Raw genomic sequence first — 26,291 nt, forward strand, 5'->3', positions numbered from 1 at the left:
ACAGTAGGTGATACAAAAAGGGCCGGTGCCCGGGGAACATCCCGGGCACCGGCCCCAATTGATCTCAGCGAGACTGGGACTGACCCTGATCGTCGCCGCGAGCGGCATGACGGCCACGACCACCATCGCTTCCGCCATCGCCTGCATCAGCATCGGCGTCGCCATCAGCCGTCACATCATCGACCGTGACCGAGTCATCGACCAGATTCTCGGTGGGCCAAGCGGTCAACTCCAGGTGGTCGCCGCCGGTCTGGTCCACCAGGACCGTGTCGCCATCGTGGACCTTGCCAGCCAGCAGCATCCTGGCCAGCTGATCGCCAACCTCGGTCTGCACCAGCCGACGCAGGGGACGAGCGCCGAAGGCCGGGTCATAGCCCATGTTGGCCAGCCACTCCCTGGCAGAGTCGGTGACATCAAGGGTGATGCGCCGATCGGTCAGCCGCTGGGCCACCTGCTTGACCTGGATGTCCACAATGGAACCCAGCTCGTCGCGGGTCAACGGATGGAAGATGACCAGATCGTCCAGCCGATTGATGAACTCAGGCTTGAAGTTGGCGTGCACCGCATCCATAACGGCCTTGCGCTTGCCCTCCTCGTCCAGGTCGTCACGAACCAGGAACTGCGAGCCCAGGTTGGAGGTCATGATCAGGATGGTGTTCTTGAAGTCCACCGTCCTGCCCTGGCCATCGGTCAGCCTGCCGTCGTCCAGAACCTGCAGGAGCAGGTCGAAGACCTCGGGGTTGGCCTTCTCCACCTCATCGAAGAGGACCACCGAGTAGGGCCGCCTACGCACGGCCTCTGTCAGCTGGCCACCCTCCTCGTAGCCCACGTAGCCAGGGGCAGCGCCAATCAGCCGGGAGACCGAGGCCTTCTCCATGTACTCTGACATGTCGATGCGGACCATGGCCTTCTCGTCGTCGAAAAGGAAGTCGGCCAGGGCCTTGGCCAGCTCCGTCTTGCCCACGCCGGTGGGGCCCAGGAACATGAAAGATCCTGTGGGCCTGTCAGGGTCGGCGATGCCGGCACGCGAGCGACGTACTGCGTCGGAGACTGCATGGATGGCCTCCTGCTGGCCGACCACCCGCTTGCCCAGGTAGTCCTCCATATGCAGGAGCTTTTCGTTCTCGCCCTCCATGAGCCGCCCCACAGGGATACCGGTCCAGTCAGAGACGATCTCCGCCACGGAATCCGCATCCACATGGTCAGGGACCATGGGCTCCTGGGCCGGACCGCCGGCGATATCAGCTCCATCGGGGCCGGCGTCATTGGAGGCGTTCTTGGCCTGCTCGGCAGCATTCTCTGCCTGGGCCAGCTGCTTGCGAATGCCGGGGATCTCCCCGTAGAGAATGCGGGAGGCCTTCTCCAGGTCCCCTTCGCGGGTGGCCTTGTCGGCCTCGACCCGCTTGGCATCCAGCTGGGCACGAAGGTCGCCGACCTTGTTGTGGCCAGCCTTCTCATTCTCCCAGCGAGCCTTGAGGCCGCCCAACTTCTCGCGGGAGTCCGCCAGCTCGGCCTGCAGCTTGCTCAGACGGTCCTTGGAAGCCGGATCATCAGCCTTCTTCAGCTGCATCTCCTCCATTTCCAGACGGGTGACGCGGCGTTGAAGCTCGTCAATCTCCTCAGGCTGTGAGTCCAGCTCCATCCGCAGATGGGCAGCGGCCTCGTCAACCAGGTCGATGGCCTTGTCAGGGAGCTGACGACCAGAGATGTACCGGTTGGACAGTGTGGCCGCAGCCACCAGGGCGTCATCACCGATGGTCACCTTGTGGTGGGCCTCGTAACGCTGCTTGAGACCACGCAGGATGGCCACAGTGTCCTCCACGGATGGCTCACCCACGAAAACCTGCTGGAAGCGGCGCTCCAGAGCCGGGTCCTTCTCGATGTTCTCGCGGTACTCGTCCAAGGTTGTGGCGCCGATCAGGCGCAGTTCACCCCTGGCCAGCATGGGCTTGAGCATGTTGCCCGCGTCCATGGATCCCTCGGCGGCACCAGCACCGACGATGGTATGAATCTCGTCGATGAAGGTGATGACCTGACCGTTGGCACTCTTGATCTCATTGAGGACGGCCTTGAGTCGTTCCTCAAACTCGCCACGGTACTTGCTGCCGGCCACCATGGAGCTTAGATCCAGGGAGATCAGCCTCTTGCCCTGCAGGGTTGTGGGTACGTCACCGGCCACGATACGCTCGGCCAGACCCTCGACCACGGCTGTCTTGCCCACGCCAGGCTCGCCGATGAGGACCGGGTTGTTCTTGGTGCGCCGGGACAGAATCTGCATGACACGACGAATCTCCTGGTCCCTGCCGATGACCGGATCCAGCTTGCCCTCCTTGGCTTGGGCGGTCAGATCGGTGGAGTACTTCTCCAGGGCCTTATAGGTGCCTTCGGCATCCGGGCTGGTCACCTTGGCGCCGCCACGCACCTGGGGTACGGCCTTGCGCAGGGTATCGGCCTGCAGACCGTTCCGGTTCAGAATATCGGCGGCCTGCGAGGGACCTTGGGCGATGGCGATGAGCAGGTGCTCGGTGGAGACGTACTCGTCCCTCATGGCCTGCATTTCCTTCTCAGCCTGGGCCAGGGCCACGCTGAGCTGACGACTGGCGTCGGGCTGTGAGGCCGTGGATCCGCTGGCTGACGGCAGAGCCACCAGAGCCTGACGGACCTCGGCGCCGACTCTTTGGCTGTCGCCGCCTGCGGCCTGGATCAGTCCAGGAACCACGCCGGACTGCTGACGCAGCAGGGAGTCCAGCAGATGGAGCACATCCACCTGGGGGTTGCCGGCTGCCGAGGCCGACTGGATAGCATCGCCTATGGCCTGCTGAGCCATGGTGGTGAAGTTTTCGTTCATAGAGCATCCTCCAACATTCTTCGACGGGGTCAGCCGAATCCCTCGACCAGACCCCGTCACGGGTTCATCTGTCTTCTACAACAGCGAAAGAAGGACACCTATTCCCAAACTTGAGCCTAAACGACTCAAGTTTTTATATCGTTTGTTTTCCTGCTACTTGCTACTCGTCGATGACCACATTGCGCAGGTAGCCGATTCCTTCTATCTGGACTGTGGCCTCGTCACGGTTTTTCAAGGAACCCGTGGCGTGCGGGGTACCGGTCATGATGACATCGCCGGGCAACAGGGTGGCGAAGCTGGAAATGAAGGCAATCTGCTCGGGAATGGAGTGGATCAGATTAGCAGTGGTGCCGCTGGCCTCGGGCACCTCTTCCCCGTTGAGCTTGAATGAAATCTTCGCATCCCGATAGTCCAGGTCGGTCTCAATCCAGGGCCCGAGGGGGCAGGCGGTGTCAAAGCCCTTGCAACGGGTCCACATGGGATCGTTCTTCTGCAGATCGCGCAGGGTCACATCGTTGACGCAGGTGTAGCCCAGCACATAGTCCATAGCCTCATTGACGCTCACCTTTCGGGCCATCCTGCCCATGACGACGGCAACCTCGGGCTCGTAGTTCATGTCCTTGCTGTAAGAGGGCTTGACGATGGGGTCGTCAGGGCCGATGACCGAGGTGGAGGGCTTCATGAAGAGCATGAGCTTCTCTGGTGGCTCCGGGTCCGAGGACTGGCCATGCTCGGCCATGTAGGCGGCGTGAGCTCGGTAGTTCTTGGCTGCTCCGTAGATCTTGGAGGGGATGACCGGGGCCAGCAGCCGCACATCCTCGTCGTCCAGAGGGTAGCGCTTGCCGGTGGGTTCGACCTGCTGGCCGGTCAGTGGGTAGCCGCTCAGCTCGACCAGGTAGTCCTTGCCGTCCTTCTTGTCAGTTTGGACGAAGGCATATCGTGGGGTGTCCTTGTAGGAAAAACGCGCGATTCTCATAGGGCACAGTCTAGCCCCAGCCCGAGCCCCTTGACAGAATCGGGTTCCAAAACAGACAGTGGCTGGTCAGATAAAAGCCCGTGGGCCGAAGATGGCTGTGCCTACACGGACCTCGGTCGACCCTTCAGCAACCGCATACTCCATATCTCCGGTCATTCCCATGGACAGCATGGTGCAGGTGTCAGTGCCCCGCTCCCCCGAATCCCTGATATGGTCGCGCAGGCCTCGTAAATGGGCGAATCCGCTCCTGATGACGGCCTCGTCGTCCACGTGTGCACCGACGGTCATCAGGCCCTTAAGCCGAATCCCCTTCATAGCGGCCAGCTCATAGGCCAAGTCCAAAGCCTGATCGGGGGCACATCCCGACTTGGCCTGCTCGCCGGACTCGTTGACCTCCAGAAGTATGCCCACGGTTCTGCCGGCAGCCAGTGCCCGCGTGGCCAGCTTTCGGGCCAGCGAGGGCCCATCGACAGACTCGACAGTATCGACATACGGCAGGATCTTATTGATCTTGTTGGATTGGAGCTGCCCAATAAGGTGGAAGCCCAGGCTGGCGCTTGATGAATCACTGTCTACAAGGTCGGCGCCAAGAGCCAGTCCCCTGTCCCGACAGAGCTCCAGCAATCCCTGGGCCTTGGCGGTGACCTCCTGGGGACGGTTCTCGCCGATCCGACGCACTCCTGCATCAATGGCTGCCATGATCTCGCCCACATCGCGGGTCTTGGCGGCCGCCAGCAGCGTCACTGAGCCTTCTTTTCGGCCGGCGGAGTTCTCCGCCTTGGCGATCCTGTCAGCCACACGCTTGACCCCATCCGCAATCTGCACGGCCCGTTCCCTGCTGATCTGCCGATTGCCCAGATTCTTGTGGTCCATATAGGCGACCATGACCCGCTACCTCCTTAAAAATCCGGAAGCCCTGACTGAGGCCATGGTAGCCAGTGGCTCATACCGGCAAACCCACAAGCCCGGGAGAGAGCAGATATCGGAAATCAGCGACCAAATTCAGAATCGAAGAGCTTACAGACCCGGCTTTGCGTCAGAAACGTTCAGCTCACTCAGGTCCAGCTGCCGGTCCCTGCAGTCAGCAGCCAGAGTGTTCCACGTGAAACCATCCAGCAGTTCCTGCGCACTGGCAGGTCTGGGACGGTCCAGGAGTCCAAGGAGCCAGCCGCAGACTCCCAACACCTGCCTGGACGACCAGCCGTCTCTTCTCAGTGATCCCAGGTCCGGCGATCCGAAACGCTTGGACATCCTCCTGCCGTCCGCGCCGTCGATCAGCGGCAAATGCGCATATTGAACGCGAGGAGCCTGTGGCTGAAGATGATTCCGGATCCATATCTGAATGGCCGTGGACCTCAGCAGGTCCCGACCGCGCACAATCTGATTGACACCCATGGCCAGGTCATCCACCGTCACCGCCAGCTGGTAGGAGACCAAGCCGTCCGAACGTCTGACGACCACATCGCCGACCTGTCTGGGCAAATTGAAGGACTGCGCGCCAAAAATCAGATCGTCGAAACGGCAGATGGCATCCGACTCGTCGGGCTGATCAGGGACTGCGATCCGAAGGCTGTGCCGCTGCCCTCGAGCCATCCTTTCACTAACCACCTCAGGGGAAAGTCCTCGGCAGGTACCCGGATAGACGATGAACCCGTCGCCTTCATTAGGCGCCGATGCCGCACGGATATCGGCACGGGAGCAGAAGCAGGGATAAATCAGAGGCTGCCCACCGACCAATTGCTGCGATTCCAGCAGCTTCAATGCATGGGTGTAGGCATCGGCGCGCTGGGACTGGTAGACCACCTCGCCATCCCAATCCAATCCCAGCCAGGCCAGGTCATCCATGATCCAATGATCAGCGTCCTTGACCACCCGTGGCGTATCTATGTCTTCGATGCGAAGCCGCAGAACCCCGCCAGGCCCTTGCGACCTGACACCCAGCCAGGCCGCCAGACAAGCATAGATATTGCCCAGATGCATCCGCCCAGTCGGCGAAGGCGCCAACCTTCCTACGACCTTTACCTGGCCGGCCTGGTCCGCTCTCAGTTCTCCCTTGTGCATACCGACATGCTTGCATACCATCCGGTCATCACGGAACCATCAGTGAGCCAAACTCTTGCAAGCCCTTGAATGGCCCCAAGGCAAATGCTCAGAAGCTGTCGAGCAGGCGATCAATCTCCTCGAAGTGCTTGACCTCAGGCCGCCATACCGGCTTGCCGCGGACGATTACCAGCTTGGGATCAGCCAGGGTCCGCACATTCTTGGCAGGGTCCTCGTCAAGGACGATCAGATCCGCATCCTTGCCCGTGTCGACCGAACCGGTGACATTATCGAAGCCCAGGTTTCGTGCATTGACCTGAGTGGCGGCGTGGAAGGCCTGCGCCGGGGTGAAGTCAGCATACCGCACCAGATAATCGAGTTCTCGCCAGGTACCGTACTGGGGCACGAAGGTCATGCCTGTGTCGGTGCCGACTCCGACGGCAATGCCGTTCTCATGAGCCTGCTTGGCGCTCTTGACCATGCCGTCAACGACCAGCTCAGAATTGCCGCGAACTATATCGTTGATCCCCAGCTCCTGCTGACTGATCTTGACCAGAGGCAGTCCGGCGGACAAGGTGGGGTCCAAAGCCGAGAAGCCACGAAGCGAGCGCGGATTGTCAAGGAAGAGACCGATCATCTCGTCATCCAGAGCGCTGCCATGCTCGATAGTATCCACACCTGCCTTGAGAGCGGCCTTGACACCCTCAGGGCTCTGGGCGTGTGCTGCGACCAACACACCAAACTCATGGGCCTCATCGCAGACGGCGGCCATCTCCTCCTCGGTCATCTGCGGGCTGCCGGCCTCGCCAAGCTTGGTGGCATCGGTTACGCCGCCGGTCGCAGCCACCTTGATGGCATTGACCCCATGGTCCAGGTTCTCTCTGGTCCGACGCCTGGCCTCTTCTGGAGAGGAGCAAGAGAGGGCGATGAAGGGATCGCCATGCCCTCCTGGAGTCGCCAGGAGTGGACCGGCAGCCAGCATGCGCGGACCGGTCAGTTCATCGGCATCGATCTTGTCGCGCAGACGAACAGCCTCATAGCCCACATCGCCCAGGGTACGAATGGTCGTGACGCCCGACTTCAACAGTGTAGAAACGTTGCCTTTGATCCTGGCATCCATGAGGACTCTGCCGGCAGGGCTGTGCACTACCTTCAAGCCGGCACTGACCACACGCGGAGACAGGTCGGTTCCCCCAGACAGCGGCTTGCCGTCAGCAAAGAGATGAGTATGCGCATTGATAAGTCCAGGCGCCACAAACTTGCCCGTAGCGTTGACCCGGCGATATCCGGAAGGCACATAGGCCAGTGGCGTGGGACAGACCTGCTCTATCCGGCCATCCGTGGACACTAGAACAGACATATCCTTCTGGACCGTGCCTTGTTCGTCCCCAGTCGCGATATTGGCATGCTCCAGCACAAACGGCTCGCGCTTTGTCCTGCCTAGAAGACGCCCCATGGTCGTACCTGCCTTCCCATCTCCGATGTACTCATTGCGAGAAATCGGGCATATATGGTCAATAATATCCATGGCAGGACGAACCATTCAAGCTTGACTACACACAAGCTTGACAACGCAATAAATAAGGTCCTGAACCTCCATGATGAAGCACGGGACCTTGTTATCAAGCTGCCGATCAGGCAGCGAAAAGACTCTTGAAAATCACGGCTCCGACGATGGCGCCGATGATGGGCGCCACTACGGGGATCCAAGCCTCGCCCCAGCGTGAGTCTCCCTTATTGGGCACGGGCAGAATCCAGTGCAGGAAGCGCGGCACCAGGTCTCGTGCAGGGTTCAGACCAGGGCCGGTTGGGCCGCCCAGAGAGGTGACCAGCCCCCAGACGATCAAGCCGACGACGATGGAGGCGGCAGCCAACCCCTTAGACCCCCATGGACCCTGCAGACAGCAGAGGGCTCCCAAGACCAACACCAAGGTGCCAAAGAACTCATTAACGAAATAGTTGACAAGCGAGCCCGAGGCATCAGTTGTACAGAAGGTGCCCAGAATCGGCGCTGGCTCCTTGGTCATGCGGTAGTGCGGGAAGTAGCAGACATAGACAACCAGCTGACCCAGGGCTGCTCCAATCAACTGCGCAAGAATATAGGGCAGAACCTGACTCCAGGGGAAGATGCCGATGACGGCTTGCCCCAGAGTCATGGCCGGGTTGATGTGGGCTCCGGATACCCCGCCGAACATGAGCACTGGAAACATGACTCCGAACCCGTATCCCATGGCGATGGTGAGCCAGCCGGAATGGTGGCCCTTGGTGCCCTCCAAATCCACGTCGGCGACCGCGCCGTTGCCGAAGATCATCAATATGGCAGTGCCGACACATTCAGCGGCCAGCTTGGTCATGAGCGAATATTCCATTCGACCCTTCACCCCTCTCTCGATGCCGCCTTGTGACCAAGGCACGGGCATCATTCAATAGAAACAGGTGATGACACTAGACCGAGAAGCGCTCATGATCTCCATTGATTCAAGTAATTCGTTGAAATCCCATATCGCGCCAGCCCCAACCGCGTGTCACCATCAACACGACTGCACTTAAACCGGCATAAATATTCTATGCCAGTCACTGCTGATTTTGACGCATTGAGAATCGCATGGAATGCACCGCCTCTGAGCGAAACCAGCAGAATCCCACTCAACCCAGTCCCATAGACTGCATTAACCTCAGGAACATTATCCCTGGGGGGGGGGGGGGGGCAGTGTCACTGATTTGTCAGTAACGATGTCTGCGGCAGGACCGCCATGAAATCCTCAGAGGTGAGCACGTCATGGAAGCCCCAAGCCTGTGCCAGCTGTGCCAGGTAAGGACGTGCCAGATGAGCCTGTTCAAGCAGATCATCGTCCCCGAAGATCCGAGCGATGGGTCCATCCACGAGGATCTGTCTGTCGGCCATGACAATGCCCCGCTGGAAATGACGAGTGACGAACTCCATGTCATGACTGATGGTGATGACCGTCTTGCCCATTGCCGTCACCTGCTGGATTATCCCTGCCAGCAGGTCCGTAGCGACCCTGTCCTGACCGGCGGTAGGCTCGTCCAGAATCAACACCTGGGGGTCCATGACCAAAGCCGAGGCTATGGTGACGAACTTACGCTGCGAGAAGGGAAGATCATAGGGATGGGAATCCAGACTGTCTTCCAAACCGCAGACTTCAGCGGCCCAGGCGACCCGCCCCCCGATACGGTCCCGGGCAACATGCTTTTTGACCAACCCATAAGCTATTTCCCGACGGATGCTGTCCTGGAAGATCTGATCATCCGGATTCTGAAAGACATAGCCGACTTTGGCTGCCACATGGGCGGCATCCTCTTGATCGGTCGCGGTCCCGTCCACCATGACGCGACCATGAGTGGGCTTGAGCAGTCCATTCATGAGTTTGACCATGGTGGTTTTGCCGGCCCCATTGCGGCCGATGATGGCAACAGCTTCCCCGAGCTCGCAGGACAGGCTGACCTCCCGAAGAGCCTGATACCCATTTGGATAGGTATATCCGACCTTGTCCAACTCAAGATAGGCCATCTTCAGGCCCCTTTCCGTCCGTAACGTTTTATGGCATCCTCGACCGAGAGTGGCACAGGATCATTCAACCCCAGCTTCTGGTTGCGTTCCAGGAAGAAGCGGGTGACCTCGGGCAACTGACCGCCGTGATCCAAGACCTGCGGATTGGTCAGCACACGACGCGCTGGCCCACTCATGGCCACCCGGCCATCTTCCATGAGGATGACCAGGTCACAGTAACGGGCCACCAAATCAATCTTGTGCTCAACCAGGATGACGGTCTTGCCCTGGCGCTTGAGCAGAGCGATGATGTTGAATACATCCTCGGTGCTCTGCGGATCCAGCTGAGAGGTGGGTTCGTCCAAGACAACGATGGGCGGGTCCGTCACCAGCACCGCGGCAATGGCCACTCGCTGCCGTTGACCCCCGGATAGCTCCAGAGGATTGGCATCGGCGATGTCGCCCAGGTGAAGCAGATCAATCATGGCGTCCACGCGCGCGGCCATCGCCTCCCTCTCCACGCCGAGGTTCTCCAGCGCATAGGCGATCTCCTCCCGTACATTATCTTTTACGCCAGACATCTGCGTAAAAGGATTCTGAAAGGAGTAGCCGACGGTTTCGGTCAGTTCCGCGTCGTCGTATTGCTCCACAGGCCGTCCGGCCAACTGAACCTGACCCGTCGGCTCTCCCCGGTAAAAGCGCGGTATGAAGCCGCGGATCAGATTGCAGATAGTGGTCTTCCCTGACCCATTGGCACCCAGAAGCGCACAGACCTGCCCCTGCTCCACCTGGAAGGAGACATCATGCACGGCATCCTCACGGCCCAGAGGATAACGGTATCCCACATGTTCCAGACTGATGACACTCATTTCCAGACCCTCCATACGACGAACAGGATCAACAGCAGCAAGCAGATCACCTGAATCACCCGGTCGATCGTGTGTTTGTCCAGGCGATAAAGGGAGGTCTTGGGAACAGGCGCCAGAAAAGCCCGTGACTGCAGTGCCAGAGCGTGTTCCTCGGTTTGCTGAATCAGGGAGAAAATCAATGGTCCCAACATGGGCACGAAGGACTTCACCCGCGCCCAGGCGTTGCCCTCGGTCTCGATGCCACGGGATTTCTGCGCATCCATAATGGTCCTGGAACGATTGATCACCTGAGGGACCATGCCAATGGTCGACATAATCACGAACGTGACCTTCTTGGGTAGATGCGCCTGTTCCATGGCGTAGACCATGTCCTTGGGCGTGGTCACCTGGAAGTACCACATGATGGCCGAAGCGCTGGATACGATCTTGGAAGTGATTCCCAGGCTCTTGTCCAGACCGGTAGGAGACAAGGCAATGAATGCCCATACATGCGCGCTGTCTGGGTAGCGGACGATGAAGACCTGCACCAGGAAGATCACCAGGACGACCGTGCCGACGGACGAGAGGAAGGCTTTGAAGAACCTCATACCGTTACCAGCCATGATTGCCAGCAGCAGGAAGACCGGGAACATGGCATATTGCAGAATGTACCCAGGGGTGAAGATGCCGACAATGATGGCAAGCAGCACCATGGCCGCCTTGGAGGAGGGATACAGTCGGTCTATGAAACCAGTCATGATGCCACGGCAACCTTCCTGACATAGGGAGATCCGTAATTGAACTTGATCAGGAACCTGTCGGGCAATTTGCGCAGAATCACCCAGCTGACCGAGACATCGATGGCTGTGGAGGCCACTGCGGTAAATATACTGGTCGAAAAAACCGACTTGATCAGGCTGGTCCCCGTCACCAGCAAGGCCGCTGTGAGCAGATCGCTGCCGGCGCCAGTGACTCCGCCAAAGACAGCTATGGTGACCGGTGCCTTGACTATGGCCGCCGCAATGCTAATCACGAAGCAGGCGGCCACTGCGCCGACGATGTTCGTATACCACCGCCAGCGGGAGAGGAGCCCAGCCACAAACCCTGTAGTCATGGCGACCAAGGCGTAGGGGAAGGCCACAGGATTGAGCATGCCGTTGATCACATTGCCCATGAGTCCCGTCACCAAGCCCACCCAAGGGCCGCCGAGCATTGACACAAAGAGGGTGCCTATCTGGTCGATGAAGATAGGGAATTTCAGAATCGAGGACAGCTGATAACCCACCACGTTGACCGAAACGCCTACTGGTATGAGCAGGAGGGCCAGCAGCGAGAAGTCATATCGCAAACCACGTTTCATCATGGTTCCTTCCCGCGCCAAGAGATACACTCCCGGCGCTACGGGTCCATGCCAGGTTCCCCACCGGTCCAAAGGACAGCAGGGAACCAGTCATGGAATGCCGATGAATTCGCAATATTCCCGTCAGGCCTGCTGCTTGTCCTCTTTCACGTTCTTGAAGACGAAGTAGTAGGACACCATGCCTATGACAATGACCACCGCAAAGATGAAGCAGACATTGGAATAGATGAATGACTTATCTGTGTGGCCCATGGTCGGCACCAACCGCTTGCCCAGAGCAGAGCCAGAAATGAGCACACCTGAGGCGGCAATCATAGCCGTAAGCACCAGTCGCTTTAGCAGATTGTTGACCGCCATACCACGTCCGACTACCTCATTGGGCAACGCATTAGGCAGGATTGAATTGTAGGCAGGATAAATGATGGTGTACCCAACACCGAAGAGCACCAACGCCACCCACATAAAGGCGATATTGCCACCCATGAAGAAACCAAACATTAGCTGCGAGAGCAGAATAACCGTGCACCCGATCTGGAAGCCTTTCTTGGCACCCACCTTATTGGTGATAAAACCTGAGGACATGCCTGACAAGAAGGCACAGATATTAGCCGGTAGATACATCATGCCGACTGTAGCGCTGCTGACATCATAATTGGCCTGCATCAGGAACGGGAAGACGAAGAAGAAAGCCGACTGCGTCCCATAGACGATGGCACCTACCAAAGAACCCGTTACCAGCTTGGGCACCTTGAACAGCGCAATATCAATAATGGGATTGGAAACAAGTTTCGAGCAAATCACGTAAACAACCACACCCAGCACGGCTATTCCCCACCATAGAAGAGTGTTCTTGTTAATGGCCAGCAAGATCAATGCAAACGCTGCAGAGAAAACAACGACCGATGGAATATTGATTCGCTGGGCCGTATGTCCCTCATCAGCTTTGGCTGTGTCAGGCAAATACTTGCGCAAAGCAGGAAGTGCAACCAGCACCAGAACAGGGATGATCATCGTAACCTGCCAAGACATGTACTTGCTGATCATCCCGCCAAACACAGCGCCCAGAGCGGCTGAAAGCTGGAACATGGCTGTATTGAAGCCTAGATACTTCGCTTGTTTATCAGCAGAGAGATACTTGCGCACAAAAACCACGAAGCAACCCGGTATAACCGCTGCGCCCACTACTTGGATGGATCTAGCGACGATAATCAGCCAGAAGGAGAACTGCAAGGCCACCATCAACAGAGACCCCAAGCCGAACATCACAGTTCCAAAAGTAAATAATTTCCGGGGTGACACATCATCTGACAGAGTCGAGTAAATTGCTCCTCCGACTCCGAAAACCAGCGAGGCGATAGTCGTCAACCAACCTACCTGAGCCGGCGTCAGTGCAAAAGTTTTTGCGATATCAGGCGACACAATCCCAAACATCTGATCGCTGAACACCTGCATGAAGCAGAGGAAAATCATAAAAGGCATCGCCTTGAGAATCAGCGACTCCTCACGCTGCTCTTGAGTTGTCTCGTTCATTGCATTCCCTCTACTCACTGCAGGGCCGCGTTGACGTGGCCATAGAAATCCTTCATGAACCGGTCAGCATCGACCAGCAGTGCGACTTTGGTCGTCGGCTTTTCCGCGACCTTGTCGAGATTTTCAATAGTGTTCCCAGTCGCTTCACCGGTCGTAGTCACAGTCATATTCATGGGAATTGTGGTGACAAGGCTCGGATCGATGGCCACACCGACGGCCAGGGGATCGTGTAATGCGCATCCAGCCAGATACGGATGATACTTCTTATACTCAGCTAGGTAGAACTCAACAGCCTTGCTCAGCACATGCGCCATGGGCGTATCGTAACCTTGCCAGACTTCCAGATTTTCCTTGGTCAGCAGAGTCTTCCTAGTGACGTCCAAACCAACCATGGTGAGGTTTACACCAGACTCCAGCACGATTCTAGAAGCCTCCGGATCGGCCTTGGCGTTAGCCTCACCATAGGGACCGCTGTTACCGGGCGTAATAGCCGCCCCCGCCATACTCACTAATGTAAAAGTTGGTACGGTGCCTTCGGGAAAGCGCATGAGCACCTTGGCCATATCAGTCATGGGACCTGTGGTGATAATCTGCAGATCATCACCATACTGTTTGATGCTGTTGATGATGAAGTCTATGGATTCTTCGGGTTGGGCGCCACCACTGATATCGGGCAGATTCTGATTACCCAGACCATCCATGCCATGAAACATGCCGTTGTATTCACGGGTACGGCTCAAGGGCTTCTCACTGCCCATATAGACTGGGATGTCTTCTCGGCCCATCATGTTCACAATGTGCTTGGTGTTGGAGTAGGTCTTGGGGACAGTAGCCATGCCATAGGAGGCACAGATCCCGATTAGGTCAAGATCCTCGTGAGACAGGGCATAGCAAAGTGCGAGGGCATCGTCCACACCCGTGTCAACGCATAGAATTGATTTCTTCCGGCTCTCCATTGATTTCCTCGTTTCCGTTCCTCTCGGAACTCCCGTCAACCGGAATCAGACGAGCAGCCACGCGACATTCTCGTCAGCATCGATTCCCGCATCAGCGGTCATCCACCGCCCGGTCGCCGTGACCGTGAGGTTGATGGCCGGCATTACTCTCCCCCGCAATTCCACGGAAAATCGACGCTTCATCATCATCCGGTGTACAGCGTTCACGCCATTGGTTTAACGTTTTATCGCTGTCGTAAGATTACGATAAAACGTTAAATCATTGCTGTCAACAGAGGCGTGTCAATACCAGATTTCCGATATCAGGGATGGTACAGAGCCCTGCAATCAGTCGCGATGCAGTGGGCCGACCGAATCCCTGGCAATGAAGATGGTAGGAATAGCTACCATGTGCCGCTCCCTGCTGTCATTGGCCTCTTGTGGCGAAGCGGCCTTCCCGTCGTCGTCAGCGGCTTCCTCGCGGGCCCCGATCAGATCCAGCACTTCCCGAACACCTCGGCGACCCATCTCCTGAGCCTGTTGGGATATGACCGACACCTGCGGGGTCATAAGCCGAAAGACCTCGATGTCATCAAAGGAAACTACCGAGATGTCCACGCCAATGACGAGCTGACGCTTCTGCATCAACCCGATCATGGTGATGGCATCCGGCGAGTAGCCGAAGATGACAGCCGTGACGTGGTGGGCCATCAGCACATCCAGCCCCGCCACACGCGAGTCATACTCCCCCTGGCAATCCACGACCGGGCAGTCACAATCCGGCATCATCTCGGCAGTCAGCTCACGGAAGGCGCTCTCCCGCTCATAGAGGGTGGTCGAAGCCAGTGAGGAATGCGAGACGAAGCCGACGCGTCGATGACCTTTCCGGAAAAGGGCCTGCAGTGCCTGACGTATACCCTGGCTGGGGTCCGAAACGATGTAAGGCACCGAAGTCAGACCAGGCACCCGTCGGTCCACAAAGACCAGAGGCAGCCCCCATCTGACTACGTCCTCGATGCCATGGGTGGGCACCCCCTTGGGCACAACGATGGCCCCGTCGATCCGCTGGCCCATGATATTGCGCAGAAAAGAATCCTGTCGGGCCGAATCCTCGCCGAAAGAACCAATCAGCGTCGAAATGCCGCGGGCATAGAGCTCCTCCTCCATGGAGGCAACCATGTCGGCGAAATAGGCGTTGCGCAAGTCCGGCACCAACAGCCCCACCGTCTTGACCGGATCAGAGCGCATGGCCCGGGCCCGGGAGTCGGGCACGTAACCCATGGACTTGACCATACTCAGCACAAAGTCTCTGGTCTTGCTTGAAAAGCGGCCTTTGCCGTGCAGGATCTGCGAGACAGTGGTAGGCGATACCCCCGCCCGCTCGGCCACATCGCGAATGGTCACATACGTCAACGCCAGCCCCCTTATGCCTGCCCAGGAGAGCAGGCTCCCTGCCCTTCTGCCATCATTAAGATACCTCACGACCATCGCCGTGCCCGTGAAAGGATGCAGACAGGCGAAGCGAGGAACACGCCACCCGATTCATCGTCAGACCCCAGTGTGTCCCGTTTCGGCAAGGTCTCGTTTTAGGCCGAGAGTGCCGGAATTCCCTGATGCTATTTGGTATACATTTAGCATACATTTTGGGTTCATCGAGGATTGCCACGATATGAAGAAAGCCCCGCAGCCTTTGCGGCTGTAGGGCTTTGACTCTGTGCCCCCACGGGGGCTCGAACCCCGGACACGCTGATTAAGAGTCAGCTGCTCTAGCCAACTGAGCTATAGGGGCAAGGCACTTTCAAGAGCCAAGTAGATACTATACACGGTTTCGGCAGGCCCGCAACACGGCGCGTCACAGACCTGTCGAATCCATGCATAGTCTGCTCAGACGATCTTGGGCATGGGCGTGGTCAGGGAAGTGGTCAGGTTCACCTGCAGGAGGCCGGCACCCGTATGGGCCTCGACCTTCTTCAAGGTGACTGTGCGCTTGTCCTGGTCGGCCCGGTCATCGTCAGTCATGGTAGCCGGCGATTTGACCGCCACCACCACCAGATCCTCGAGGGAAATGCCCGCCTTGCTGCACAGGTCGGAGGCCGCCTGGAGGCTGTCCCGGAAGCCTTCACGCTCGACGACCCGATCAGCCGGCACGCCGTAAGCGCTCTGGGCAATCCAGCGGATCCGATCCGGCACGGACATATCATGCAGGCTGGCTGTATCCGCCTGGGCGTTCGTGGGCTCCTGCAGGGCCTTGATCAGATCGTCCAGCTGAGGCTCAAGGGCCTTACCCCCGTCGCGGAAGAGGTTGCCCGCGATGGGCCTGCGGAAGCCCAGACCATCGGCGGTCTCCCGCAAGGAATCCACCTGGTCGTCCTCGCCCTCCCAGAGGTTGATCAGCGGGAAGGTGGGGATGCCCAGTCCCTCCAGACGATGCACATGGAAGGGATAGCGCCAGCTCAGCTTGGGATCGTCCTGCCAGGTAGTGGCACGCGTGACGACCACGGCGGCGGCCGGCCACTGGGCCCCATACTCGCGGGCGGCGATGTCCAGCCATTTCTGGGCACCGGCATCGGCTCCGTAGCCCGCCTCGACGACGACCACGTCATGCCGGGCGCAGGCCATCTCCACGGACACCAGGCTGGGAATGCCGATGGAGACGTTGGCGAATGGCCCGCCATGCACGTAGACCGGGGAACCCTCCAAGGTCTGAGTGAAGGCTGGCTTGACAGCATCGGTCAGAATGCCGGTAATACGCCAGAGATCCACAAATTCTCCGAAGGTGACCGGGCGGCCATCCAGGGTTCCCGCGACCATGGCAGCCACGCGCCGTTCAATCTCCTCCATACTCCTGGAGAGCACCACGATCTGCATGAGCTCGCAGGTGGGCGTCAGCACGGTCCGCTCAGGCAGGTCGCCCTTGCCTCGGTCCACGGTGATCTGCCGCAGGGACCGCGAGGGCACCTCGCTGACCCGGGGCACCAGGACGGTATCCAACCGACCCTCGTCCACAGCCTTCTCAGCAAAGGAAACCAAGAGGTTCTGGGCGGATTCGATGGCCGCCATCTCCCCGCACAGACCCCAGTCCACCAGCTCAGGATGAGTCAGGGAGGACTTGCCCCCACCCGAGGCGCCACCCTTGGATCCGGCAGCGGTAATGCCCATGCTGGGCTGGCGCAGGACGGCCGCAGCATCCACTCCCCGGGCGCGCAGGGCATCGATCAGGGCGATGGTGGTAGTGGTCTTGCCCTCCCCACGCGATGCCTTCAGCGGGGTGTCTGCGGTAACCAGCAGCACCTGGCCATGCTTGCGCGGCATATCCGGATGATCCTGCAGACCCTTCAAGTAGCCGAAGGCATCAATCTTGTCAAACAGGCCATATGGCCTGACGTAATCGTCGAAGCCTGTCATGTGGCTCTCCTCCTTTATGATCCTTGTCGATCGGATGACTCAGTTGTCGGACAGGTGGTATCCGTTGCGCATGCCCATGCTGACCGTATAAAGCACCTGGCCCAGCAGATCATCGGTCTCCTTGCGCAGACGGTCGGCCATGTCCTGGTTTGCAGCTTCCAGAACCTGACGGACCTCGGGGTTGTCCGTACCCTTATCGGCGCCCTCCAGCCTGGCCACCTGTTCGTCTGCAGCAGCAATCAGACGATGGCCCTCGCCTCCGACGCTCTGCTGGTAGCGTTCGACTGCAGCTAAAGTGCCGGCGAAGGCCGAGTCGCACAGTGCGGCGATCAGCCGATCGGACCAATAGAGGCTGTCGGTGGAGACACGATCCGTAGCGTTGGCGAGATAATCAGGCGTTCTTTCCACATTGACATAGAAGGGAACCAGGGCATTGAAAGCGTTGGACCCGTAGGACATCCACTGGATGGCCCGGCAGGATTCAGGCCGGTAGGGGCGCAGCTGAATCAGGGCCAGCTGGTCATTGCGGTTGATGCCGATGGGCCGATAGAGCCCCTTGGTGTGCTCATCGCCGGTCCGCCCATAAGGATCGTAGGGCGTGCCCTGATAGTGGGAGCTGAGCAAGTATTTGACATCCTCCACGGTAATCAGACGCTCGGGCTGGCGGCACCAGGGGATGTTGTCGCTGGTGGGGGCATGGTCAGCGTCCGGCCCGTCCCAGATCTCGTCATAGGGATTGAGGAAACGCTGCATGTACCAGGCGCGAGGCGTGTTGTATACATGGTCTGAATCGCTATGGGAGCCAAAGGCATCACGGGGGTTGAAGGGCGAGGCCGACTCCACAGCCAGGTTCAGGTGGTTGTCGGCAATGAACTCCCGCAGGTCGGCCGAGCAGAGGTGGTCGGTTTGGTCCCCGAAAGCGTCGTCCAGATCGAACTCGTCGATGCCCAGCTGGTTGGGCATAGTCACATAGGAGTCATCGGGCACCCGCTTGGCTATCCAATGGTGGCCGCCCACGGTCTCCATCCACCAGATCTCATCCACGTCGCTGAAAGCGATGCCGTTCATCTCATAGGTGCCATAGCGCTCCAACAGAGAGCCCAACCGCTGAACACCCTCCCGTGCCGAGTGGATATAAGGCAGGACGATGGTGACCAGATCCTCCTCGCCGATACCTCCGGGCACCTCGGCCAGGTAGTCCTCATCGCCGGGACGGCCCTGTGCAGGGGTGAACTCCACCAGCGGATCGGCACCCAGAACACGCTCGTTGGTAGTTATGGTCTCGGTGGCTGACATGGCCACGTTGTCGCTGTTAACGCCCGCTTCAGCCCAGAGCCCCTGATCGAGCACGGCGTTGGGCACCGAAGTGTAACGCATAGGATCCTTGGGCAGATCCATCTCCAGGTGGCTGATCACGCTGCGGTAGTGCTGGGGTTGCTGGTCGGGAGTGACCAGAACGAAACGCTTGGGACGGAACTCTCCGTTGGCTGAATCCTCATTCCGAGCGATGATGGTGGACCCGTCGTAACTGGCGTTCTTGCCTATCAGAAGCGTGGTGCAGGGCATGTAAGCGTCTTCCTTTTATCTGGTCGCGGTCAACTGTCATCACCAGCCCGGAGGTCGGAGGATGCTTATCCAACCGACTGCGTGTGTAGACAGGGATGACGTCCATCTGCGCACTTGGGGCATGGCCTCACTCTAGTGCCAGACAACCCCAATATCAGCCCCAATATCAGCAGATGTGTGCTAAATCAAATCCTCATGCATCGGCAGGCAGCCAGGCCCGGGCTGCCGCGGCCACCGGCTGGGCGGAATGGATGGCATGGGCCAGGGCGTTCAGCCAGAATCCCTCTTCCAGATCAGGAAGAGCCTCCTGCGTGGCCCAGACCGAGAGCACATAGTCATGGGCCTGGTCAGGAGGGGTGGGGCCGTTGTAGCGCATGAGCACGGCGGGATCGTCGGCGATCTCCTCCTCCATGACCAGCGGCGAGGCGGCCGAAGTCCGGCCCTGAGGCACACCAGGAATTAGATTGGGCAGGTTTCTGGAGAAGTCCTCGGGAATGGCCAGCACAGTGCTTCCGGCTCCCTCAGGCTGCAAGTTAAGCAAATCCTCGAAGGGCAGATTGGCCAAGGACCAGTGAATCCAGGGGAAGCCACACACGGGCACGGAGTCAGGATCCACCAGCATCCAGTGCAGGTAGCGGGCCTCCCGAGGCACATCCTCGAGCCGGAAGGGGAAGGAGACTACAGGACGTCCCTTGCGCGTGAGGGACTGAGGGGCGCGCTTGGCGTACCGATCGGGAATAGTGCCGAAATCAGTGATAATCATCATGATTCGATTCTCGCCCGCCCACCTGACGAGGTCAAGTTCGTCCTTGGCCGACAATTGCGGCAATTGTGTCATACTCAGACCAGCAGGTTGCAGAAGAGGGCCTCGAAGACCAAGAGCGGGGAACCGTTGGCAGCCAGCCTCTTGCGAGCCCGGGCGATCATCTGAATGCGGTCAATGGCCCCCTGCCTGGAGAGTCTGACAGACAGATCGGCAATTGCCGCCCGATTCTCCAAATTGACCAAGCCGGCCTTCTCCTCGGCGCCGTTCTGCAGGACGCCCACATCCCGGTAAACGCTGGACAGAGTGCTCAGGTTGCGGTCCAGCACATCCCGGGTCAGTCGGGTGACCCGACGGCGGACCTGGTCCTTGCCCCCCAAGGCATGATAGGCCCCACGAAGCTGCCGGGGAATACGTTCCTTGTCCCTAAGCCCGTTGATCTGCCGAAACTCCCGCTCGTCCCTTGCCACCTCATCGTCCACGGTGGCGGTGGCCTGATCCCGGGCCGCGTCCACCACCCGGCCGGCCAGAATCACGGCATCTGAAGCACGTCTAAGGCCCAATAAGCCCACGACCAGCTCATCACGGTCGGCCAGAACCTGATCCCTGGTGGCATAGAGACGGGCGATGCCGATGTGCCCCTGGGCCAGACGGGCAGCCTTGGCGGCCAGGGGCGGGTCCACCCCCACCTGATTAGTCAGGAAATCGGCCACTGCAGTGTTGGATGGCACCGCCAGGTTGAGCACCCTGGTTCTTGAACGGATGGTGGGCAACACGTCCTGAGCGCTGGGTGCGCACAGAAGCCAGATGGTATGCTCGGCCGGCTCCTCGATCTCTTTGAGGAGCACATTGGTGGTCCGCTCCAGCATCCGGTCCACATCTTCAATGATGATGACCCGCCAACGCGAGGTTGAGGGCATCTGCTCGGAGGTCATGATCAGCTCCCTGACCTCGTTGATGCCGATGGTGACCTTATTGGTGGACAGTATGGTCACATCCGGATGGGTTCCGGCCAGAACCTGCTGAGTGACGCGGGTAGGCTGGTCGCTCAATCCCTGATCCGGACTGATCAGGGCTGCCGCGAAAGCCCGGGACAGATTGGAGCGACCTGAACCAGGAGGGCCACAGATCAGCCAGGACTGTGCCACCTGGTCATGGCCCTGCGCCTGAGCGGCCACCGTCCGCTTGAGTAGCTCGACCGTGGGCTGCTGGCCCACAATGGCATCCCAGACGCTCATCGGCTCTTCCGCAGGAGCCGGGACCGGAGCAGCCAGCGAGCGCGGGAACCTACAGGAACCGAATCATCATCTGCATCACCGCCGACTGCCCCTGCCTCCATGGACTGGTCGTCCTGGTCAACTTCAGCCTCCGGTGCCTGATCGGAGGTATCCGCAGCCTCGGTCCAGTCCGGCTCGGCACCTTGCGCATCGTCCTCATATCCTGCCGTCGATTCATCTTCGTCGGCATCATCCTGGGCATCAGCGTCGTCAGTGTCATCATCGACATCCGGGAGTTCATCGTCGACCTGAGGCAGATCTGGCTCGCGTCCTTCGACCAACTTGTCCAAATCGTCCTGGATGATCTGCCAGACCCGGTCGATGGATTGGGTGGCGTCGATAACCAGGAACCGGTCGGGCTCCCTCTGAGCCAGCTGCAGAAATGCCTGACGCACATGCTGCTGGAAGTCATCGCCAGCCGACTCCAGCCGATCGGGCTCATGATCAAGACGCAACTTGGACTGAGACGGATCCGCGTCCAGCAGATAGGTGCGCCTGGGCAGAAGGCCCTGACTCGCCCATAGGCTCAGCCGACGAATCACATCCACTGACAGATCACGACCTCCGGCCTGATAGGCCACTGAGGAATCCAGGTAACGGTCGCAGAGCACAATATCTCCACGATCCAGAGCCGGACGAACTACCTGGGCCACATGCTCAGCCCGATCCGCCGCATAGAGCAGAGCTTCGGTCCTGGGAGCCAGATCATCAGAGGCATCAACCACATCGGTACCTCCGGTCACGGCGACCGAGGGAAAGGCGGCCAAGCCATGAAGGACGAGTTCTCGGATGGTCAATCCGACAGGGGTGCCGCCTGGCTCGCGGGTGACCAGGGATCGCAGGCCACGCTCCTGCAGATAGTTGTGTGCTTGTTGGACCTGGGTGGTTTTGCCTGCACCATCCACGCCCTCGAAGGAAATGAACAAACCATCGCTCATGCCTGATGCTCCGTAGTCTTGGAAGTCTTGGTAGTTTTAGTCTTCTTTGTGGTTTTGCGGGCGCGAGTGGCCGACTTGGCTGCTGTAGATTTGCTGGACGTCGACTTCCGTGTTGCCGACTTTCGTGCGGTCGACTTGCGAGTGGTCCGGCCGCGCCGCTTGGCGGGCCCGGCAGCGCGCTTCTCTGCCAGCAGACGGAAGGCCACCTCCGGCTCGATGGACTGGGCCGTGTACTGCTTGGGCAGGGTCCTGTTGGTCTGCCCGTCGGTGATGTAGACACCATAGAACCCGTCCTTGATGGTGACGGGTTTACCGCTGTCAGGGTCCGTCCCCAGCTCACGAAGAGGAGGCTTGGCGGCGCTCCGGGAACGCCGCCCGTACTTGGGCTGGTCAAAGAGGGCCTTGGCCCCGGCCTGGTCAATAGTAAAAATCTGTCCCTCGTCGGTCAACGAACGCGTCTCGGTGCCGCCGTCGGACTTGGTGGCCGTCAGATAGGGACCATAGCGGCCGTTGCTGGCTGTGACGGTAGCCTGGCTGGTTTCTCCCGTCTTGGCATCAGTCAGTTCGATGCTGCCCACCGTCCTAGGCAGGCTGAGCAGCTTCAGAGCATCCTCCAGGGTGACCGTGTCTGGATCCATGGTCTTGAAGAGCGATGCCATCTTGGGCTTAGGACCAGTAGTTTGTTTGGTTGTCCGCGCAGACTTGCCAGTCGGCTTTTTCTGCTCGGCAGCTTCTTCCGCGGGGCTGATCAGGGCCACATAGGGCCCGAATCTGCCCTTGCGCACCTCGACCCGACCGCCGGTCTGCGGATCCTTGCCCAGCTGACGGGGGCCGCCGGCGTTGGCGGCAATCAGTTCATGGCCCGCCGCCACGGTCAGCTCGTCCGGAGCCATGGTAGGCGGCAAGGAGGCCCGCTTGGGATTGCCGTCGGCATCCAGGTCAGCCGTATCCTCAAGATAGGGGCCATAGCGGCCGACCCTCACCTGCAGACCATCGCCTATCTCGATGGTGTTGATCTTACGGGCGTCGATGTCTCCCAGCTGGGCCACCTGCTCCTGCAGGCCCTGATGAGCCTGGTCAGCGTTTTGAGCGGCACCCGGGCCCGAGCCGAAGTAGAACTGTGTCAGCCAGTCCTTGCCTCGCTCCTTGCCATGGGCAATCATATCCAGGCCGTTCTCCATTTGCGCCGTGAATTGATAGTCCACATACTTGGGGAAATTGGTCTCCAGCAATCTGACTACCGAAAATGCCAGCCAGGAGGGGATCAGGGCACGGCCGCGCTCGTAGACGTATCCGCGATCGATGATGGTCGAAATGATGCTGGCATAGGTGGAAGGCCTGCCGATCTCCTTGGCCTCCAGGGTCTTGACCAGAGATGCCTCGGTGTAACGGGCCGGCGGCTGGGTCTCATGACCCTCGGGATCGACGGAGACAGCACGAAGCACGTCCCCTTGCTGGACCGGGGGCAAGGAAGAACCCTCATCAGTCTGCTCAGAGCCTGCGCCCATGGCCTTGAGGAATCCAGGGAACTTGATGACAGTGCCTGAAGCCTGGAAGAGGGCCGTACCTTCCTTGCCCGCCTGCGCCGACAGACGGATGGTGGCTGTGGACCCGGTGGCGTCGGCCATCTGCGAAGCCAGGGTGCGACGCCAGATCAGGGTGTAGAGCTTGAGCTGGTCAGGGGCCAGACGGTCGGCCAGATCCTGGGGCCTGTGGAAGGTGGAACCGGCGGGCCGGATGCACTCGTGGGCCTCCTGGGCACCGGCCGTCTTGGTCACATACTGCTTGGACTCCGCCGAAAGGTACTCGGCCCCGTACTCACGCTCGACCCCCTTGCGGGCAGCGGCAATGGCCTCCTGAGAGAGGGTGACCGAATCGGTACGCATGTAGGTGATGAACCCGTTCTCATAGAGCCCCTGGGCAGCGCGCATGGTGGCCCGCGAACTCATGCCCAGCCGGTTGCCCGCCGTCTGCTGAAGGGTAGACGTGGTGAAGGGGGGCTGGGGGCGCCGCCGATATGGCTTGGTCTCCATACCCGTCACCGTGAAGTCCCTATCCTTCAGCGTCTCAGCCAGTTTCCGGGCCTGCTTCTCATCCAGCTGCAGGACCTGCTCCTTGGCGGCCGCTTCCGTCAGCTGACCCTTGGAGGTGAAGTCCTTGGAACCCGCCAGCCGCTGCTCCCCCAGGCTGATCATCCGCGCCTGAAAACCGCCAGACGACGCCGATTCCCCGGTATCCTCCTGCACTAGATGCGCCAGCAGATCCCAGTAGGAGGCCTTGACGAAGGCCATGCGCTCACGCTCGCGCTCCACAATCAGCCGGGTCGCCACAGACTGGACACGCCCGGCGCTCAGCCCCGGACCCACCTTGCGCCAGAGTACCGGTGAAAGCTCGTAGCCATAGAGACGGTCCAAGACCCTGCGGGTCTCCTGGGCATCGACCATGTGGGCATCCACGTCCCTGGTGTGCTTGAGCGAATTCTTGATGGCCTCTGGGGTGATTTCATGGAAGACCATGCGCTTTACCGGCACCTTGGGTTTAAGGGTCTGGACCAGATGCCAGGCGATGGCCTCCCCCTCACGATCCTCATCAGTGGCCAGGTAGAGCTCGTCGGCGTTCTTCAGCGCCTTTTTAAGCTCGGACACCGTGTGCTTCTTCTTGTCGTCCACAATGTAGTAGGGCTTGAAGCCATCGTTCACGTCTACGCCGAACTTGCCGTAGGCCTTCTTCTGGGAGGCCGGGATCTGCGACGGTTGAGCCAGGTCACGGATATGGCCCACCGAAGCCATGACCGTATAGCCCTTGCCCAGGTACCCGCCGATCTTCTTTGCCTTGGTTGGCGACTCAACAATGACGAGCTTATTGCCGGATGCCATGGCCTCTCCTTATATTGTGGTCTTTCGCACGCCATCTTACTCACGAGGTTCCGTCACCGTGCAAATCAAGGGGCCATGTGCACGGGTGTGGATCCCCGAGTTTGATGGTGGATGAATCAGGTGTGTTCAGTACGCCAAAAAACAATCTCAGTCATTTTGGGGCGGAGCCGGAGGCCGACCGACAAGGCCCATCCTGGTCAGAGGCGAAGCTGTGATCTGTCTCATCGCCAGAACCAGTCCCAAGGTCAGCGACAGAACCGAAGCCATCATTATGACAGCCGAACAGTGAACCCCGTAGGCCGTCCACCGGGCGCCGATCTCCAGACCGGGGCTGACCTGCCAGATGACATAGCAGGCATAGAGAATCCCCAGGAACCCTGCTACCAGCATCAGAGTGGAGACAATCTGAATCGAAGCTGAGGACATTCTGGTCCCAGGAACATCCATCCCGGTGCCACGGGTGGCGGCCAGAGCAATAAGGCAGAGACCAGCCGGAATAAGAATGCCCATGACCACGTCTGAGGGGCGGTGCCAGCCGCCCTGTACCAGCGAACAGCCCACGGACAAATCAAAGGCGAACCCCACCAAGGCGACCGGGGCCCTCCAAATGCGCGGCACCACACAGAGCAGGGCCAGTACCACCGCCAGAGCCAGGATGGTGTGTCCCGAGGGAGCTGAGTTGGCTGCAGAAGCCTGAGCATGGATCAACACAGGGCGTGGCAGGAAGCGTTTGAGAATGCGTGCCGCCCCGTAGACCACCAGAGCATAAACTGCAACCTGACCGAGCAGCCACCGCCGGCGCCGGGCCAGTACCACCGCCAGGGCTGCAAGACCCAGCACCACACAAATCGCCACGGTCACATAAGGAATGGTAAACAGCCCCAGATAAGACTTGACCAGGGGCGCCTGGTCAAGAAAACCTCGGAAGTTCGCTAGGGCCATGTCGTCGTAGGTCTGCCCGGGAACAGTCCAGACGGCCGCCCACCAGACCAAGGCCGCCAGACCCAGGCAGACCAGGCCGGAGACCAGGCACAGGACCAGGGCTGAAATCCGTGGGCGAGAAGTCAAGGGATCCCGGTCAACATGACTGCCATCCTCTTCGGTTTGCTCATTCGGGCTCCGGTACCAGGTCTGTTGTGCTTCGCCCTGCTCGCGCTTGTTGGTCATACCTCAAGACTCTATCCAACCCCTGGGTCGACAGCCGACACCCCGTCCGACTAACGTGTTCAATTCACCATCTTTATGATATTTCAGCGGGCAAAATGGCAATATACAAGGAAACCAACCCTGCCAATCAACCGTCTCCTTGATTCCGCTGTCTAAGAGAAATCTTCAACTCGTCCCAATTTGTGTATAATGTTAACAAAAAGATATTGGCATGGCAGTTATTCGCCAGCATCGGAGCCGGGGGCGGTCAG

The 26,291-nt window shown here is 59.4% G+C and carries 19 protein-coding genes, 1 tRNA gene and 1 pseudogene; all 21 read right to left on the minus strand.

Annotation, left to right across the window (positions count from 1 at the left end; translation table 11 throughout):
* Positions 1–64 precede the first annotated feature (64 nt).
* On the minus strand, positions 65–2,848 hold the full coding sequence (gene clpB, locus ACNAOV_RS08115) for an ATP-dependent chaperone ClpB (RefSeq protein ID WP_416517287.1): 2,784 nt from the start codon (positions 2,846–2,848) through the stop codon (positions 65–67).
* A 160-nt stretch (positions 2,849–3,008) separates the two neighbouring features.
* Complete coding sequence (locus ACNAOV_RS08120) at positions 3,009–3,824, minus strand: fumarylacetoacetate hydrolase family protein (RefSeq protein ID WP_416517288.1); 816 nt, start codon at positions 3,822–3,824, stop codon at positions 3,009–3,011.
* A 66-nt stretch (positions 3,825–3,890) separates the two neighbouring features.
* Positions 3,891–4,709 carry a YggS family pyridoxal phosphate-dependent enzyme gene (locus ACNAOV_RS08125; protein ID WP_416517289.1) on the minus strand — a complete coding sequence of 273 codons (819 nt, stop codon included), beginning with the start codon at positions 4,707–4,709 and terminating at the stop codon, positions 3,891–3,893.
* A 132-nt stretch (positions 4,710–4,841) separates the two neighbouring features.
* Entirely contained in the window at positions 4,842–5,885 is a 1,044-nt protein-coding gene (gluQRS, locus tag ACNAOV_RS08130; protein ID WP_416517290.1) for a tRNA glutamyl-Q(34) synthetase GluQRS, read from the minus strand.
* A gap of 88 nt (positions 5,886–5,973) precedes the next feature.
* Entirely contained in the window at positions 5,974–7,320 is a 1,347-nt protein-coding gene (locus tag ACNAOV_RS08135) for an amidohydrolase family protein (protein ID WP_416517291.1), read from the minus strand.
* 178 nt (positions 7,321–7,498) lie between these two features.
* Entirely contained in the window at positions 7,499–8,233 is a 735-nt protein-coding gene (locus ACNAOV_RS08140) for an MIP/aquaporin family protein (RefSeq protein ID WP_416518189.1), read from the minus strand.
* A gap of 344 nt (positions 8,234–8,577) precedes the next feature.
* On the minus strand, positions 8,578–9,396 hold the full coding sequence (locus ACNAOV_RS08145; protein WP_416517292.1) for an energy-coupling factor ABC transporter ATP-binding protein: 819 nt from the start codon (positions 9,394–9,396) through the stop codon (positions 8,578–8,580).
* 2 nt (positions 9,397–9,398) lie between these two features.
* Positions 9,399–10,244 carry an energy-coupling factor ABC transporter ATP-binding protein gene (locus ACNAOV_RS08150; RefSeq protein ID WP_416517293.1) on the minus strand — a complete coding sequence of 282 codons (846 nt, stop codon included), beginning with the start codon at positions 10,242–10,244 and terminating at the stop codon, positions 9,399–9,401.
* Positions 10,241–10,981, minus strand: coding sequence for an energy-coupling factor transporter transmembrane component T (locus ACNAOV_RS08155; protein ID WP_416517294.1), 741 nt, complete (start codon positions 10,979–10,981; stop codon positions 10,241–10,243). The genes ACNAOV_RS08150 and ACNAOV_RS08155 overlap by 4 nt, the downstream gene beginning before the upstream one ends.
* Positions 10,978–11,583 carry an ECF transporter S component gene (locus ACNAOV_RS08160; RefSeq protein WP_416517295.1) on the minus strand — a complete coding sequence of 202 codons (606 nt, stop codon included), beginning with the start codon at positions 11,581–11,583 and terminating at the stop codon, positions 10,978–10,980. The genes ACNAOV_RS08155 and ACNAOV_RS08160 overlap by 4 nt, the downstream gene beginning before the upstream one ends.
* A 123-nt stretch (positions 11,584–11,706) precedes the next feature.
* Complete coding sequence (locus ACNAOV_RS08165) at positions 11,707–13,113, minus strand: MFS transporter (RefSeq protein WP_416517296.1); 1,407 nt, start codon at positions 13,111–13,113, stop codon at positions 11,707–11,709.
* A gap of 14 nt (positions 13,114–13,127) precedes the next feature.
* Positions 13,128–14,069: a nucleoside hydrolase gene (locus tag ACNAOV_RS08170; protein ID WP_416517297.1), complete on the minus strand. Its 942-nt coding sequence runs from the start codon at positions 14,067–14,069 to the stop codon at positions 13,128–13,130.
* A 327-nt stretch (positions 14,070–14,396) separates the two neighbouring features.
* Positions 14,397–15,452, minus strand: coding sequence for a LacI family DNA-binding transcriptional regulator (locus tag ACNAOV_RS08175; protein WP_416517298.1), 1,056 nt, complete (start codon positions 15,450–15,452; stop codon positions 14,397–14,399).
* A gap of 311 nt (positions 15,453–15,763) precedes the next feature.
* Positions 15,764–15,837 (minus strand) — tRNA-Lys (locus ACNAOV_RS08180).
* Between the two features lie 95 nt (positions 15,838–15,932).
* Entirely contained in the window at positions 15,933–17,453 is a 1,521-nt protein-coding gene (locus tag ACNAOV_RS08185) for a formate--tetrahydrofolate ligase (protein ID WP_416517299.1), read from the minus strand.
* A 39-nt stretch (positions 17,454–17,492) separates the two neighbouring features.
* Positions 17,493–19,019, minus strand: a complete 1,527-nt coding sequence (locus ACNAOV_RS08190) for a C69 family dipeptidase (RefSeq protein ID WP_416517300.1) — start codon at positions 19,017–19,019, stop codon at positions 17,493–17,495.
* Between the two features lie 193 nt (positions 19,020–19,212).
* Positions 19,213–19,785, minus strand: a complete 573-nt coding sequence (locus ACNAOV_RS08195; RefSeq protein ID WP_416517301.1) for a YbhB/YbcL family Raf kinase inhibitor-like protein — start codon at positions 19,783–19,785, stop codon at positions 19,213–19,215.
* 74 nt (positions 19,786–19,859) lie between these two features.
* Positions 19,860–21,020 (minus strand): DNA polymerase III subunit delta', encoded by a 1,161-nt coding sequence (locus tag ACNAOV_RS08200; protein WP_416517302.1) that lies wholly within the window; start codon positions 21,018–21,020, stop codon positions 19,860–19,862.
* A 323-nt stretch (positions 21,021–21,343) separates the two neighbouring features.
* Positions 21,344–21,997 (minus strand): annotated as a pseudogene (gene tmk, locus ACNAOV_RS08205) (dTMP kinase); the annotation flags it as partial.
* Positions 21,994–24,873 carry a type I DNA topoisomerase gene (topA, locus tag ACNAOV_RS08210; protein ID WP_416517303.1) on the minus strand — a complete coding sequence of 960 codons (2,880 nt, stop codon included), beginning with the start codon at positions 24,871–24,873 and terminating at the stop codon, positions 21,994–21,996. The gene topA and the pseudogene tmk, both read right to left, overlap by 4 nt.
* Positions 24,874–25,020: 147 nt before the next feature.
* Positions 25,021–26,040: a phosphatase PAP2 family protein gene (locus tag ACNAOV_RS08215; protein WP_416517304.1), complete on the minus strand. Its 1,020-nt coding sequence runs from the start codon at positions 26,038–26,040 to the stop codon at positions 25,021–25,023.
* Positions 26,041–26,291 lie beyond the last annotated feature (251 nt).

It is taken from the genome of Bifidobacterium asteroides (genome assembly GCF_048001765.1).
GTDB classification, from domain to species: domain Bacteria; phylum Actinomycetota; class Actinomycetes; order Actinomycetales; family Bifidobacteriaceae; genus Bombiscardovia; species Bombiscardovia asteroides_K.